Annotated in this window: 16 protein-coding genes and 1 pseudogene; 5 read left to right on the forward strand and 12 right to left on the reverse strand. The window is 69.7% G+C overall.

What is annotated here, in order from left to right; all coding sequences use genetic code 11:
- Positions 1 to 132 precede the first annotated feature (132 nt).
- The 3 genes from MCBG_RS32360 to MCBG_RS07490 form a co-directional block, all read right to left on the reverse strand.
- A complete protein-coding gene (locus MCBG_RS32360; protein ID WP_140946077.1) occupies positions 133 to 315 on the reverse strand; it encodes a hypothetical protein in 183 nt (60 codons plus the stop codon).
- Between the two features lie 113 nt (positions 316 to 428).
- Entirely contained in the window at positions 429 to 899 is a 471-nt protein-coding gene (locus MCBG_RS07485) for a UPF0158 family protein (RefSeq protein ID WP_043330312.1), read from the reverse strand.
- A gap of 66 nt (positions 900 to 965) precedes the next feature.
- Positions 966 to 1682 carry a DUF998 domain-containing protein gene (locus MCBG_RS07490; RefSeq protein WP_043324847.1) on the reverse strand — a complete coding sequence of 239 codons (717 nt, stop codon included), beginning with the start codon at positions 1680 to 1682 and terminating at the stop codon, positions 966 to 968.
- A 102-nt stretch (positions 1683 to 1784) separates the two neighbouring features.
- On the opposite strand from MCBG_RS07490, the gene MCBG_RS07495 reads away from it, so the two are divergent.
- On the forward strand, positions 1785 to 2402 hold the full coding sequence (locus tag MCBG_RS07495) for a TetR/AcrR family transcriptional regulator (protein ID WP_223201126.1): 618 nt from the start codon (positions 1785 to 1787) through the stop codon (positions 2400 to 2402).
- Positions 2403 to 2583: 181 nt separating this feature from the next.
- On the opposite strand, the gene MCBG_RS07500 is transcribed toward MCBG_RS07495, so the two are convergent.
- A complete protein-coding gene (locus tag MCBG_RS07500; protein ID WP_043324848.1) occupies positions 2584 to 2952 on the reverse strand; it encodes a winged helix-turn-helix transcriptional regulator in 369 nt (122 codons plus the stop codon).
- A 64-nt stretch (positions 2953 to 3016) separates the two neighbouring features.
- Here MCBG_RS07500 and MCBG_RS07505 point away from each other — a divergent pair, with 64 nt between their 5' ends.
- Entirely contained in the window at positions 3017 to 3640 is a 624-nt protein-coding gene (locus MCBG_RS07505) for an NADPH-dependent F420 reductase (protein ID WP_043324849.1), read from the forward strand.
- A 170-nt stretch (positions 3641 to 3810) separates the two neighbouring features.
- Here MCBG_RS07505 and MCBG_RS07510 read toward each other — a convergent pair whose 3' ends face one another.
- The 3 genes from MCBG_RS07510 to MCBG_RS07520 form a co-directional block, all read right to left on the reverse strand.
- Positions 3811 to 4719 carry a zinc-binding dehydrogenase gene (locus MCBG_RS07510; protein WP_082930949.1) on the reverse strand — a complete coding sequence of 303 codons (909 nt, stop codon included), beginning with the start codon at positions 4717 to 4719 and terminating at the stop codon, positions 3811 to 3813.
- Positions 4720 to 4811: 92 nt separating this feature from the next.
- A complete protein-coding gene (locus tag MCBG_RS07515) occupies positions 4812 to 5345 on the reverse strand; it encodes a flavin reductase family protein (RefSeq protein ID WP_043324850.1) in 534 nt (177 codons plus the stop codon).
- Positions 5346 to 5379: 34 nt separating this feature from the next.
- Positions 5380 to 6195, reverse strand: a complete 816-nt coding sequence (locus tag MCBG_RS07520) for a DUF1684 domain-containing protein (protein ID WP_043324851.1) — start codon at positions 6193 to 6195, stop codon at positions 5380 to 5382.
- 535 nt (positions 6196 to 6730) lie between these two features.
- On the opposite strand from MCBG_RS07520, the gene MCBG_RS07525 reads away from it, so the two are divergent.
- The gene (locus MCBG_RS07525; protein WP_043330318.1) at positions 6731 to 7915 is read left to right on the forward strand and encodes a Cmx/CmrA family chloramphenicol efflux MFS transporter; all 1185 of its coding nucleotides are present in this window, start codon (positions 6731 to 6733) and stop codon (positions 7913 to 7915) included.
- A 148-nt stretch (positions 7916 to 8063) separates the two neighbouring features.
- Here the strand turns inward: MCBG_RS07525 and MCBG_RS07530 are convergent, their stop codons facing one another.
- On the reverse strand, positions 8064 to 8993 hold the full coding sequence (locus tag MCBG_RS07530) for an NmrA family NAD(P)-binding protein (protein WP_043324852.1): 930 nt from the start codon (positions 8991 to 8993) through the stop codon (positions 8064 to 8066).
- Positions 8994 to 9085: 92 nt separating this feature from the next.
- Here MCBG_RS07530 and MCBG_RS07535 point away from each other — a divergent pair, with 92 nt between their 5' ends.
- Positions 9086 to 9670 carry a TetR/AcrR family transcriptional regulator gene (locus tag MCBG_RS07535; RefSeq protein WP_051611065.1) on the forward strand — a complete coding sequence of 195 codons (585 nt, stop codon included), beginning with the start codon at positions 9086 to 9088 and terminating at the stop codon, positions 9668 to 9670.
- Positions 9671 to 10032: 362 nt separating this feature from the next.
- Positions 10033 to 10905: an SDR family NAD(P)-dependent oxidoreductase gene (locus tag MCBG_RS07540; RefSeq protein ID WP_043324853.1), complete on the forward strand. Its 873-nt coding sequence runs from the start codon at positions 10033 to 10035 to the stop codon at positions 10903 to 10905.
- 319 nt (positions 10906 to 11224) lie between these two features.
- Here MCBG_RS07540 and MCBG_RS07545 read toward each other — a convergent pair whose 3' ends face one another.
- The 4 genes and pseudogenes from MCBG_RS07545 to MCBG_RS07555 form a co-directional block, all read right to left on the reverse strand.
- Entirely contained in the window at positions 11225 to 12262 is a 1038-nt protein-coding gene (locus MCBG_RS07545; protein WP_043324854.1) for a DUF808 domain-containing protein, read from the reverse strand.
- A gap of 206 nt (positions 12263 to 12468) precedes the next feature.
- A pseudogene (locus MCBG_RS32365) lies at positions 12469 to 12561 on the reverse strand (IS5/IS1182 family transposase); the annotation flags it as partial.
- A 350-nt stretch (positions 12562 to 12911) separates the two neighbouring features.
- A complete protein-coding gene (locus tag MCBG_RS07550; protein ID WP_043324855.1) occupies positions 12912 to 13346 on the reverse strand; it encodes a DoxX family protein in 435 nt (144 codons plus the stop codon).
- A 375-nt stretch (positions 13347 to 13721) separates the two neighbouring features.
- Positions 13722 to 14351 carry a hypothetical protein gene (locus MCBG_RS07555; RefSeq protein ID WP_124778910.1) on the reverse strand — a complete coding sequence of 210 codons (630 nt, stop codon included), beginning with the start codon at positions 14349 to 14351 and terminating at the stop codon, positions 13722 to 13724.
- Between the last annotated feature and the right edge of the window lie 9 nt (positions 14352 to 14360).

Consider the following 14360-nt stretch of genomic DNA (forward strand, 5'->3'; position numbering starts at 1 on the left):
AGTGAGGCGGCTCCCCCGGCGTGAGTCTGGGAGCCGGCATGACGTCCGTATCAACCAACCAAGCGATTGGTAGGTTAGCACGAGCAGGCGCTCGCCGCGCCAGGCGTCGCCGCGCCGACATCGACCTGCGACTCAGGCGCCCGCGACTTCCTCGACATCGATGCCGCCATCAGCGGCCGGTACACCCTCGACCAGCTCTGCGACCTCGCGCACGCCGCCGACGACGGATTCGACCGGAGCGTGTTCGCCGCAATGCTTCGCCACGTCGACCGCTTCGACGACGAAGACTTCACCGACTACGGTCTGGCATCGCATGAGGTCGCCGACATGCGGGCTCGCGTCTCTGCATGGCGGACCGCCCTGCTCCGAGAAGTCGAATAGGTTCGATCACCCTGCTCTGCTGCCCCCGCCTCTTCGGACTGCTCGACTCACGGCACGTCCGGGTCAGGGTGCTCGGTCCGACAGCGGCTCGCGGCAGCGTCATCGATCAGGCATCTGTCGAGCAGCCAGTCAATGGCCCGGCGGGTTGCCCGAGCCTGGTGGAAGGCATGCCAGACCGTCAGCAGGTGCGGATACTCGTCGTGCAGTTCGTCCCTGAACCGCCGGAAGGCACCCCTGCCTTGGACGGCCCGTAAGAGCCTGCGGCCCGCCTGCTCGTCGCTGACCCGCTGGGCAAAGTCGACCATGTCGCGGTGCCAGACGGAGGGCGGCAACGCCTCGATCGGAACCAGATCGAGTTCATCGAGGTCGATCGGCGTCTTCCCGTCGATGCCGCCGTCAGCCGTCCACATCACGATCTTCCCGCTGGCCGGATCGATGAGCCAGCGGTACTCGTACGCGCTCTGGTCCTGCAGCGCCGCGGCGATCTCTTCGAGATCGAGGTGGCGTACGTCGAGCATGATGTCCACTCCCGTTGCCGTGGTCGCCGGCGACCACGGTAGGTGCTCTTCCCTCTCGGCCGCGAACTAGAGCGCGGCAGTGTCCCGGTAGCTGCGGCGACAGATGGACACCCCTGCGGAGATGAGGCCGATGAGGATCGGGTAGACGGCGCAGCGCTCGACGAGGCCGACCAAGACGTTGGCCCCTGAGCCGGCGACGGCGAGGAAAGCCGCCGTGGAGACGAGTCCGAAGGCGCCGAGCATGACCATGGCCTTCCCGGGCTTCCTGCCGATGCGGAGGTCTCGGTACATGCGCCCGAGCACGATGATCAGAATGTTGCCGCCGACGATGGCGGCCATGGCGCCCAGACCGTGGAAGTCGACAGTGCCCTGCCGGTCGGCTTCGCCGTCGCCGGGGAAGAGCGCCAGCACGACGCCGCCGGCACCGACAAGGGCGGCCATGCCGAGCAGGACCCCCCGGCGCCAGCCTCGCAGGCCGTTGAGCAGGGCGACACCGATGAACACCAGGACTCCGAAGAGGAAGAAGCCGGTGTTCATGACCCACCAGAGGGGCGAATACATGTACTGGCCGAACGCGGTCAACGGGCCGTGGACTCCGAGGTCGCTGATGTAGTGGTAGGTGTAGCTGTAGGGCGGGCTCCGCCAGGCCGCGGCGGCGACGAACTCGAGCAGCAGAAAGATCGCTGCTGCGGCGGCGAGCGCTGCCCCGGCGGGCCGGCGCTGGCCGCTCCGGTACGCCGCAGAGACGGTTGCCTTCGGCGTTGCCTTCACCAGTTGTGTCATGGCCGGGAGCCCTTCGGCGAGGTCGACAGGGGCAGAGGAGCCTGGTATCACTACGGAAGTGTAGTGATACCAGTTTTGGTGTCAATACCATCATGGTCAGAGTTGTACGATGACGGCATGGCAAGGGAGCCGAATCGAACTGGGCGGCGCGAGCGCAAGAAGGCCATGACCAGGGCCGCGATCCTGCGAGCTGCGCAGGAGCTGTTCCTCGAGCGCGGCTTCGACGCGGTGAGCGTGCGGGAGATCGCCGACCAGGCGGACGTCTCCCCCACCACTGTCTTCGCCCACTTCCCCCAGAAGGAGGCACTCCTCTTCCACGAGGAAGACGCGCAACGCGAGCGACTCGTCGCCGCCGTGCGCGAGCGGCCGGCCGGCCTCTCGATCTCGGAAGCGCTGAAGGCCCACTACCGCTCCGAATTCGTCGCCATGTGGTCCGGCGAGGAAGCGCCGCTCCGCCGCCGGGTCATGTCGCTGATGGAAGCCACACCGGCCCTCCAGGAGTACGCCTCCCGGATGTGGCTCCGCCATGAGGACGCACTCGTCGCAGCCATCACCGAGGATCTCCGCCTGTCCCAGCCGAGCGACGACATCCGGATCTACGCCCGGTTCGCCCTCCAGATCCAGCTACTCGTGACGAGTGACACCGATCCGATGCTCGACGCGGGATTCCGGATCCTCGATCAGGGCTGGAGTGAGCACGACCCGGCGCGAGGCACGTAGCGTCCACGCCAATGGGCGTATGGAAACCTCACGGCCCCGTCACGGTGACGGGCTTCCCGTTGAGTCCTGGCCCACGTCACCAAAGAGCGCATTGAACCGCCGGTTGAGGTCATCGCCGACCCCGACGACTCCGGGCGGTTCAGTGGGTGGGGTACGCGAACAGCCCGGGCCGTTCGCGGTGCTACGACGCGCCGAGCCGCTCCTGCGCCTCGAACAGTTCGTCGCCATGCTCGGTGACCCAGGCGCCCAGCGCCCGCATCGGGCCGTCGGCGAAGCTGCGGCCGAGATCGGTGAGCGCGTAATCGACCCGGGGCGGCGCCTGGGGGAAGAACCGCCGCTCGACCAGGCCGTTGCCGACCAGCCTGTGTACGGCCTCGGTGAGCGCCTTGTCGCTGATTCCTCCGATGCGTGCCCGCAGTGAGCGGCGGCGGAGGGCGCCCTCGGCCAGCGCGGCCAGCACGACCGCATCCCACGTGTGCGCGAACAGGTCCGTCGCCATCCGCATCCGGCAGTCGGCTACGAGTTCCTCGCAGAGGTCGCCGTCACCCATGCGCCCATCCTGGCACGCCCGACATGCACCATCCGGTGCGCGTCGGCCTGCCTAGCGTGACGGTATGCGTATCGGAATCCTCGGCACCGGCAACCTCGCCACGGCACTGGCCACCGGCTGGGCCCGGGCCGGACACGACATCATCATCGGGGGTCGCTCGACGGCCGCCGCCGAAGCGATCGCGAACCGGATCGGCGGCACCGCGCGGCCCGTGCCGACGGTCGCCGCCGGCGCCGACGCGGTTCTGCTCGCGGTCCACTGGGACGGCGTCACCGAGATGCTGACAGCGGCCGGCGGGCCCGCCGGCGCACTGGCCGGCCTCGCCCTGATCGACCCGACGAACGCCGTCGAGCACGGTGTCGGCACCCTCCGGACGGAACCCGCCCGGTCGGCCGCCGGCCACATCGCCGCCCTCGCACCCGGCGCGCACGTGGTCAAGGCTTTCCATCTCTTCCCGGCCGACCGGTGGGTGACGCCCGATGCCGGACCGGTCACGGTCGCCATGTGCGGTGACGACGAGCGCGCACTCGATGTCGTCGGGTCGCTCGTGCGAGACGTCGGTGGAGTTCCCGCGGTCCTCGGAACGCTCGACCGGGTACGACAGTTGGAGGAGGTCGCCGGCTTTGTCATCGGGCTGGCGTTCGCCGGGGTCGACCCGCAGTCGGCGATTCCGTCGGTTCCCCGCTGACATGTGTCCGACAGGCCGCTCGTGGAGGCGGACGGTCCCCGCCGGGAGCGCCGTCTGCTCTCCCACCCGTCGATCTCCCACTTGCCCGATCCGAATGTGTCCGGCGGGTCGACCTAGACCCGCTCCGGGCCGGGACCGATCCGCCGGGCACTCACCGCTGCGCGTCACAGTCAGTCCAGATCGAGCAGGACCTTGCCCGGCACCCGTCGTTCCCGCAGCGCCTCGATCGCGCCCCCGAGGTGACGCCACGATCCGCGCCAGCCGATCGGCGCCCGCAGCGCCCCCTGAGCCACGAGGTCCACCAGCAGCACCAGATCGGCGGCCGGGGCGGTGGTGTCGCCGAAGGACCGCAGCGTCCGGGACGCGCCCGGGGCGAAGGTCGAGTTCACCGGAAAGACGGCCGGCTCACCGGAGGCCCAGCCAATGCTGTGCAGCACCCCGCCTGGCGCGAGCAGACCCCACGCGGCCACCAGCTGGGCGCCTCCCACGGTGTCCAGCACCACGTCGACCGGGTCGCCGACACCCTTCAGGCCGACCACCACCTCGTCGGCCCCCAGCGCCGCCAGCCCGTCGCCCCGGGACGCCGACCCGACCGCGGCGATCACGTACGCGCCCCCGTGCCGAGCCAACTGGACGGCAACTCGGCCCACTCCCCCGGACGCCCCGGTGATCAGTACGCGACGCCCGGGCAGCGGACCGGACTCACGCAGCGTCCGCAGCGCGGTGAGGCCGACCATCGGCAGCGCGGCAACCTCGGACAGGTCGACATCGGGGGGCACCACCGCGACGCTGTCCAGGTCGAACACCGCGAGTTGGGCCCACGCGCCCGGTCCGAAGGCGAGCACCCGGTCGCCCACCCGGGGACCGGTGCCGCTTTCGGCGGCGCGCAGCACCTCTCCGGCGGCGTCGTGCCCGAGCACCTGTCCGGCCGGCCAGAGGTCGAGGTGACGGATCTCGCCGTTGTTGACGGCGGCATGCCGCACCTCGACCAGCACCTGCCCCGGCCCGCATTCGGGCTCGGGGACATCGGTCACCCGGAACCCGTCGACGGTGCCCGGAGCGGCGACGATCGCACGCATACGACCTCCTTCGGTCCTCGCCAGGTTCCCGACAGGTGGCCCACAGTGGCGACCCTGTCGACGACGACCGGCGCAAGACGCCGGCCCGATGGTCAGGCGGCGGCGCGACGGGCCGTGCCGTCCGGAGCGTCCGCGAGACCGGCGTAGCGACCCCGGTGGTAGAGCAGCGGGGAGCCGACATCGGCGTGCCGGAGCAACTCCGGCTCGGCCAGCACGACCGCGTGATCGCCGACGACCACCCGGTCGACGACCCGGCACGCCAGCCAGGCCAGGGCGCCGTCGAGGATCGGCAGTCCGTTCGGCCCGGGCCGCCAGCGGGTCGGAGCGGCGAAGCGGTCGATGCCGCTCGTGGCGAAGATCTGGGCCAGCTTGTGCTGGCCGTGTGCGAGCAGGTGCACCGCCACGTGCCGGGCCTGCGCCAGCGTCGGCCACGTGGACGAGCCGAGGTTCAGGCAGAACGAGACGATCGGCGGCGTCAGCGACACCGACGTGAACGATGTCGCGGTGAAGCCCACCGGCGGCGCACCGGGGGCGGTGACCACAGTGACGGTGCTGGCCTGGTGGCGCAGCAACCTGCGTAGCGCGTCGGCGTCGGCGTCAATCGGGTCGTCGGCGGACGAGGTCATGGACGTTCCTCCCGAGTGGTGTGGGCGCGGAGCGCTAGGAACGGGCGGCGGCGTCGGCCGCCAGCCGCTCGTACGGGATCTTCTCCCCGGCCTCGACGGCGACCGGCAGCCGGTTCTCCGTCGGTGGCAGCGGGCACGTCGCGAAGTCGGTGTACGCGCACGGCAGGTTGACGGCCCGGTTGAAGTCCAGCGTCACCCGGCCCTGCTCGTCCGGCGTGCCGACGGCCAGCGACACCGACAGGCTGCCGGGCGTCACACCGTTGAACGCGGTCAGGCTCAGCGGCAGCCCGTCGACGCAGAACTCGATCCGGCCGGGCGCGTCGTAGATGTGCTGGAGCCCCTCCACGGCAGCGCCGACCGTGGTGGGCCGGGGACGCTCGAACGGCACGAACCGCCCCTGGAGCACCCACCGCTCGGCGGGCGGGAAGGTGGCGGTACCCCCGTAGCGCGTCCGCAGCGGGTGGTCGGGGCGTCGGGGTCGGAGGATGTCGCGCCCACCCCGCCGGGCCACCTCGAGGACACCACCGTCGATCTCCACGGTGATCCCGGCGCGCTCGGCGATCACCCCGAACTGATGCCTCTTCCGGATGCGCCGGCCGTCGACGACGATCTCCTCGTCGTCGGCGAGGGTCACCACCGGCCCGTCCGTCCCGGTGCGCCACTCCCCGGGCACACCGGGGAACCGCTGCGGCTCCGCGGTGAGCCAGTGCAGTCCGGCCACGGCGAGGAAGCCGTGGCGGTCCGCCCGCGCCTCCTCGTGCCGGCGGTGCCACTCCTGCCAGTCGTCGGCGAACGCGCGGGTGGGTCGTGCGGCGTCGGGGGGTGCGGACGGTGCGGGTTCACTGTTCATGACGGATCCCTCTCGTTGACGTGCGGCCGCTCGGAAACGGGCGCGGAGGTGCCGGACGCGAGCCGGCGGGACGAGGACCGAGAGGCAGCGAGCGCCCGCTCAGGCCGGAAGGGTCGCCACGCGACAGAGCTGCGCGGCGACCCGCATCAGGTCGACGACCCGGCGGGAGGTGAACAGCCGAACAAGCAGCATGGATCAATTTTCCTACTGAGCAAGTAGGATTTCAAGCCCCGGAGCCACTCAGCATCGCGTGGCCATCGCAACGTCTACCGGAATGGGGCGAACCAGGCAGCTGTCGCGCGGCCTGCCTCATCGAAAATGGATGTGCGGGAGCCGGGCAGCCATCGGTAAAGTGGCGTCCATGTCGAGCCCCGAGTCGGACACTTCGGGGGCTTTCGGCCACGCCGTCAGCCCCTGAACCACTGAGGTTCCAGCCTCCCGCCCACTACCGCATGCGTGCGGGCGGTTGTTCGACCCCCGGGTTGGCCGTGGTGACGAGACGCCTTCTGTCCGTTTCATGCCTCGGAGCAACTCGATGCCTTTCGCTCTCCATCTGCTTGCCCTCGCCGTCTTCGCCATGGGCACCTCTGAATTCATGCTCGCGGGCCTTGTGCCCGACATCGCCACGAGCCTCGATGTCTCCGTCGGGTCCGCCGGGCTGCTCACCTCCGCCTTCGCGGTCGGGATGATCGTCGGCTCACCCCTCATGGCTGCCTTCGCACGTCGGTGGCCGGCACGGACCACGCTCCTTGGATTCGTGGCGATCTTCACTCTCTGCCACGTCGTCGCCGCGACAACCCCGTCCTTCTCCGTGCTGTTCGCAACCCGTGTCCTGGCTGCGGTTGCCAACGCCGGCTTCCTGGCCGTCGCCCTCACCACCGCGACCGGTCTCGTGGCCCCGAACCAGAAGGGGCGTGCCTTGGCGGCCCTCCTTTCCGGTACGACGATCGCTGTCGTCGCAGGCGTGCCGGCGGGCGCGCTGCTCGGCACCGCGATGGGGTGGCGAGCGACCTTCTGGGCAGTCGCGCTGCTGTGTGTCCCCGCCGCTGTCGGCATCCTCGCGGGGATCCGGCCCCGCTCGGAGCCGACAGCGGAAGGGCCCGCCGCCGGCGCGTCTCTGGCCTTCGAACTCGCGCAACTCCGAAAGCCCCGACTGCTCGTGGCAATGCTGCTCGGAGCGTTTGTCAACGGCGGGACCTTCGCGGCGTTCACCTTTCTTGCACCCGTCGTCACCGAGACCGCAGGACTGGACGAGGTGTGGGTACCGCTGGCCCTGGTCGTGTTCGGCATCGGATCGTTCATCGGCGTCACTGCCGCCGGGCGGCTCTCCGACCGGCGCCCTCGTCCGATTCTCGGAGTGGCCGCTCCCCTCCTGTTCCTGGGGTGGCTGGCACTCGCACTCGTCGCCACACACCCCGTACTGCTGCTGATCCTCGTCTTCGTCCAGGGCATCCTGGCTTTCGCGGTGGGTAGCACGCTCATCGCGCGGGTGCTCTACGCAGCATCCGAAGCGCCCACCATGGGAGGTTCCTACGCAACCGCCGCGCTCAACATAGGAGCCGCCGCCGGCCCGGCACTTGCGGCCCTGACGCTGTCGGATTCCAGTGACCTCGGCCCCGTGTGGGTGGCTTCTCTCCTGACTGGGCTTGCCCTGCTCATGCTGCTTCCATCGGTGGGGCTGATCGCGCCACGGAACCGGAGTGGGGAGGTCGTCCGGTGACTCACGCGAATGCTCCGCGCAACGTCGACGGCCGTCGGCGGCTCGTCGACGATGTCGAACTCGACCGATCGCTCACGTCGCGCCGACAAACTCGCCGACTTGGGCCGGACGGCGTGTCCATGGGCGTGACAATGACCAAGCCTTGGCCTCAGCCCTGACGGAGGGGGCGCAGGTGGCGGTCGGCCCACTCAGCGAACGAGGTCAGGGGGATGCCGAGGGCGCGCGCGAACTCCGGCCGGGCCGGCTGCCCGGCGACGTTCAAGAACTCGTGGGAGGTGGTGGCCCACGGCGGCATGCCGGCGGCAAGCGCTTCCGCCTCGGTCATGTCGGGAGCGGTGCCGTCGATGCCGAGCGACTCACCGATGATCTTCGCGATTTCCGTCATCGGCAGGTGGTCGCCGGCCAGTTCGAGTTCGACGCGGTGGAAGCGGTCGGGGTCGGCGACGGCAGCTGCGGCCGCGCGACCGATGTCGTCGACGGCGACCAGCGACAGGTGGGTCTGCGGCCGGAGGACCGTCGCGAGCCCGCCCGCGATGCCCCGCGGCAGCAGGTAGGCCAGGTCGGGCAGGAAGTTCTCCATGAAGAAGCCCGGCTTGATCAGCGTCCACCGGTCGAAGCCGGCGGCCCGGACGCGTTCCTGCATGCCGGCCTTGGGCAGGAAGACGCGCTCCATCGCGGCCCAGCGTCCGTCGGTCCAGCCGGGGGCGTCCTCGTGCCGCCCGGCGCCGGACACCGAGGTGTGCACGAACTGCGGGACCTCCGCGGCCAGCGCGGCCTCGATCAGGTTGACGCCCTGGGCGAGTTCGCTCTCGAAGTCCCAGGTGTCGCCGCGCAGCTCCGGCATCTGCACGGAGAAGACGGCGCGGGCGCCCCGGGCGGCCGGGACCAGCGATGCGGGATCGCGGAGATCGCCGGTGACCAGCTCGGCGCCGAGGGCGGCGACTGCGGCGGCCTTGGCGGCAGCAGGGTTACGGACCAGGGCGCGCACCGGGACGCCGGCGGCGAGCAGGGCGCGGGCGGTCGCCCCGCCCTGCTGGCCGGTAGCACCGGTGACCAGTACTGGTGCTCGATCAGACATGGACACTCCTCAACCCAAGAAACGGCGGGGCCCGCCGTTTATGCTTGCTAAGATACGGCGGACCCCGCCGATTAGCAACGCCGAGGTGAGACATGCGAGCAGACGCACGCCGCAACTACGAACTTCTGCTCGCGGTGGCAGCGGAGGCGGTTGCCGAGCACGGGGCCGACGCGTCCCTGGAACAGATCGCCCGGACCGCCGGGGTGGGCTCCGGCACGGTCCGCCGCCACTTCCCGACCCGCCACGCCCTGCTCGAAGCCGTCTTCCGGGAGCGCATCGACGCCCTCTGCGCCCGCGCGGGCGAACTAGTGGGCAACCCGGACCCCAGGGCCGCGCTCGCCGAATTCCTGATCGAGATGACGCGGGCCGCCGCCACGATCCGGGGCCTGGCCGAGGCGCTGAACCGCGGCCGCGTCGAAAGCGTCTACTGCGCGTCCGACCAACTGTCCGAGGCGGGTGAGCCGCTGGTACGCCGGGCCGCCGAGGCCGGAGTGCTGGCGCCCGACGTCACCTTCGGCGACCTGTCGACGCTGGTCACCGGGATCGCCCTGGCGACCGAGAACGACCGCGACCCCGGTACCACAGCGACCCGCCTGCTCTCGCTGGCCATGACGGGGTTCACGGTGACACCGCAGGAACCCGCACAGCACAGCCCGCTTCCGAATTCAGGTGCCTGACCACGCCCCCCGGGCCACGGCCTGATCGCAAGCCGTAGCTCGGGCCGGCTTCGCCGGACCAGATAGCGGTCCGAGCCACGGCTCGCGGGCCTACCCTGCGCCGTCGTGGCCGGCGAACCCCACCGCGCCTTCTACGGCAACCAGTTCAGTCTCACTGTGCCGGCCCAGCCGACAAGGCCGAGGTCTACCGACAACTCGGTTTCCAGCCTGAAACGCAAACGGTGCGCGGTGCGCTCCCCGGCGCGCACAGCGTCGAAACCGAGATCGTCGCGCAGAGGATCAAGCGGGCGGGACCACTCGTCGCCTCCGGAGCCTGAGCGCGGCTTGCTTTCAAGCGCGCTCGAAGCTCTAGTGTCGGGGCCGTGACCACGACAGCCGAGACGAGAACATGGATCATCACGGGCGCGAGTTCCGGCCTCGGTCTGGGGCTCGCCGAGGCGGCACTCCAGGCTGGCGAGCATGTGATCGGCACCGCGCGACGGGCCGACCGCTTCGACGGGCTCAAGGCGCGGTACGGGGATGGGCTCCTCGCCGTCGCGCACGATGTGCGCGACACGGCCGGAGCGGCCGGTGTCGTGCAGCGGGCGCTGGAGGTGTTCGGGCGCGTCGACGTGCTCGTCAACAATGCAGGCGCCGGACAGGTCGGCGCCGCCGAAGAGATCACGGACGCTGCTCTGCGGGCCATGCTCGAGCAGCACCTGTTCGGCCCGGCCGCCTATGTGCGTGCCGTGCTGCCCCACATGAGGGAACGTCGCTCTGGTGCGGTCGTGCAGATGAGCAGCCAGGGCGGGCGGATGTCGTTTCCCGCCGTCGGCAGCTACTCAGCCGGCAAGTTCGCGCTCGAGGGCTGGTCGGAGGCGCTGGCGGGCGAGGTCGCACCGTTCGGCATCCGCGTCCTCATCGTCGAGCCCAGTCGATTCCGCACCGCGTTCAACGCCGCGGACGTGCTCAACACAGCGCAGCAGAGCTCGATCTACGAGGGGGTCACCGGTGCCGTGCGCGCGAACATGGAGGGAGCCGACGGCATCCAGGAGGGCGACCCGGCACGAGCCGCCCGGGTGATCCGGAACATGCTCGACACACCCGACGCGCCACTCCGGCTCCCGCTCGGCGCCGAGGCGGTTCGCAACCTCACCCGCGCCTACCGTGCAGCGCTCGACGACGTCGAGAAGTGGGCGTCGGTGAGCGAGTCGGCGGACTTCCCAGGTATGCCGCCCGCGGTTCGCCCGTTCTGATCGCCGTACGCTGATGGCCGAGACGGCATCCAGTTCGGCGTCGAGCGCTGACTCCGGAACGGCACATCCCGACTGCGGGAGTGCCCGCGACCTATTCGCCCAGCTCTCAACGCCCGGCTCCGCCGACGTTGGGCCGCTTCCAGCATCCGGTCGAACCGGATGCCGAGTCGGTAGGTCACGATGGCGACGACGACACCAATAGCGCGCCAAAACGGCCCACTACCAGCGAAGACTCCGACCCCACCAGGTGCGGCTGGAGTACCAAGCGCGGTTCAGCACCAGAACGCCTGACCCCGCAGTCGAGTGGCGATGATGTGCGTCAACCGCGCGGCGCTCGGTCCGCAGGATCGTCGCGACGCTGAGCTGCACGGCTCGGCTGGGCGGGGATGGTGCCGTCAGTACGAGTCGTGGCCGCCGCGGTCGCAGCCGCAGGCTTGGATTTGCGGCGGTGGAGCGTGAGAGTCATGACCAGCACGACCAGCGCTCCGACGATCAGCCCGAGGATCGCGCTGGCCACCGTGTTGACGAGCCAGCCGACGAGCCCGCCGAGCGCACCCGTGGAGTCGTGGGCGGCGACCTCCACGTGGTGCACGGCCTCGTACAGGAAGTGCAGGTTCAGCTCGTTCGTGCCTAGCAGCAGGATGTGCCCGCCGACCCACAGCATCGCCGCGGTGCCGACCACCGTCAGTACGGTGAGGACTACCGGCATCGCCCTCACCAGACCGCGGCCGAACGTGGCGACGGCCCCGGAACGTTGCGACAGGCGCAGCCCGGCGTCGTCCATCTTTACGATCAGGGCCACCACGCCGTACACCATGACGGTTATGACGACGGCGACGACAGCCAGGATCGCCAGGCGGGACCAGAACGCCTCATTGATCACCTCGTTGAGGCTGATGACCATGATCTCCGCCGAGAGGATCAGGTCGGTTCGTACCGCCCCGGACACCAGTGTCGTCTCGTCCTGCACCTTTTCCTCGCCCGCGCCGTGGGCATCGTGATGGGAGATCTTGGCCCACACCTTCTCCGCGCCTTCGTAACAGAGGTAGGCGCCGCCGAGCATGAGGATCGGAGTGAGCAGCCAGGGCACGAACTGACTGAGCAGCAGCATGGCCGGCAGGATGATGAAGAACTTGTTGCGCAGCGACCCCAGGGCAATGCGCTTGATAATCGGCAACTCGCGCTCGGCCGCCAGGCTCCGCACGTACTGCGGCGTGACGGCAGCATCGTCGACGACGACGCCCGCAGCCTTGGCGCCGGCCTTCGCGGCGCCCGCCCCGATGTCATCGATCGACGCGGCAGCGGCTCGGGCCAGCACCGCCACGTCATCCAGCAGGGCTACGAGTCCACCGGCCAAGGGAGGGTCCTTCCAGGGTTGCGCAGAGTTCGAACTGGCCCATTCTCGCTCAGGTCCTGTGCGCGGCAAGCCACCGCCCGGCCGTATATCGGGCGAGAGCTCGAGGTGAGCGTCTATCGCGCTCAGCCGACGACCCGCCACCACCGCGCCCGGGTCATCAACCTGGCGCCAGCTCAGGCCGAGCCCGTCCGCCGCGGTCGCCGTTAGCCAGGGTCGGCGTAGATGCGTTTCGGTCGCTGTCCGGGTCGGCCGCGGATGCCTTTGATCGGCGGGATCTCGTCGACCAGGGGCAGTAGACGGGCCGCCCTCGGCAGACAGCGACTGGAGCGACAATCCAGTTGCTGAGCAGCCTCGCGGCCTGGCGACACGAGGGGCGACGACAGGGCGTCACCAGATCCACGGCGCCACGGTCCCCCATCAACAGCGCACCCGTCAAAGTCCGGGGCGTCCACCCGGCCGCCGCAGTCGCGACGGTCGAGAACGGCCCACCCCCGTTCATCGTGACACGCTGCTCGCCGGCATGGGGGTTCGTGTCGGTGCGGCGACGGCATCTGGGCATACATGGTCGTCATCAGAGACGATCTGCAACTGGCGCCCAGGTAGCGAACGGCAGCCGGGCTGACGGATGCCGTTGGATTCGGTTCGTGTGTCAGGGGCTACGGCGCAGTGAGCGGAGCGCGGGAACCGCGTTGGTGGCGGCGAGCGCCCAGAGTACGAGCAGCGGCTGGAAGAGCAGGCGGACCGCCCGTGCCGCGTCGGTGTCCAGGCCGAATCCGTCACGCCCTTCGGTGAACTGAGCGATGTTGCCCGGGAAGACCGCGACGAAGAAGGCGGCTACGACCGCTCCGGTGAGGCCGCGTACGGGCTGTCTCCAAGCCGCGAGCAGGGCCAGCCCGAGACAGATCTCGACCACTCCGGAGGCGACGACGACGAGATCGGCGTCGAGCGGGAGCCAGGAGGGCACCTGCGCCAAGAACTCCTGGCGCGCGACTGTCAGGTGGGCGATGCCGGCACCGAGCAGCATCGCGCCCAACGCGACCTGGCCGACCGCGCCCGTCAACCGTCGGGCAAACGTGGAGGTCATGGCACCTCTCCAGTGGCGTGAACGAGGGACCGACGGCCGGCCCGCTGCGGGGGGTGTCCCTATGGGTTTCGTCAAGCGGGGACCTCGACCTGGCGAGCCGTCGGGCTGGGGACATCCGACCATTGGCCGGCTTGATCGAGAAGCGGTCCGAGCTATGGCCGGCTGAGAGTTCGAGCTGCGGGGCGACGATCTCGGCCAGCAGGTCGGCGCGTGTCGCGGAGGGGTCGCGGCGCCCGGCGTTGGCCTTGCCGCCGGGCGGGCGACGCTGGCCGACCGGGCCAACCAGTACTGGTTCGTCGAGGAGCGGATGCGGACGGAACGCCGAACCCGAGTGACGTTGGCGACCAGGCCATCCTCCCACCCGAAGGCGGGTGCTCACCGGGGGACCCGATCGCGAAGCCGCGCGACCAAATAGTCGACCATCTGGGCCGCATCACCCTCGAATTCGACGCCGTCGTCGTCACCGAAGATGACAAACCGTCCGGGACGGCGGACGAACACCGCGACGAGAATGCCGTCGCTGTATTCGTCGACAGACAACGCGAAACGGTGGCCCAGGCGAGGAGAGAATCGATTGAGGACGCTGTCACGCGAGGCCAGGAGAACAAGGCCCCGGAAGATGTGATCCTCTTCTTCAACCGAGGCAAGTAGCGCAGCCCATTGGTACTCGGCAGCAGTCCCTCTCTCATAGGCGAGTTGAAGCCCGGAGAACTTGATGAACGGATGGTCGGCGGCGAGATCCTCTAGACCTGAACCTTCTACCCAGCGCCGTGCCGCGTCGGCGACGTGGGAGATGTCGGAGGTTTGCCCGTGCGCCTGCTGCCGCTCCTTCCAGTTGAATGACAGCAAGTATGAGCCATCGTTATCGATCACGTTTACGAATCGTTCCCCAACCGAAAGGACGGCTACTGCAGTGCCGGCCGAAGCAATGCCCACCGTAAATTTCAGCGCAAGGGAGTGATCCAACTCGCCGTTAAGCGCACCAACCAGATTCTTCTCAGACATTGGCGCATC

Source organism: Micromonospora sp. M42, assembly GCF_000568915.1.
GTDB lineage: Bacteria > Actinomycetota > Actinomycetes > Mycobacteriales > Micromonosporaceae > Micromonospora > Micromonospora chalcea.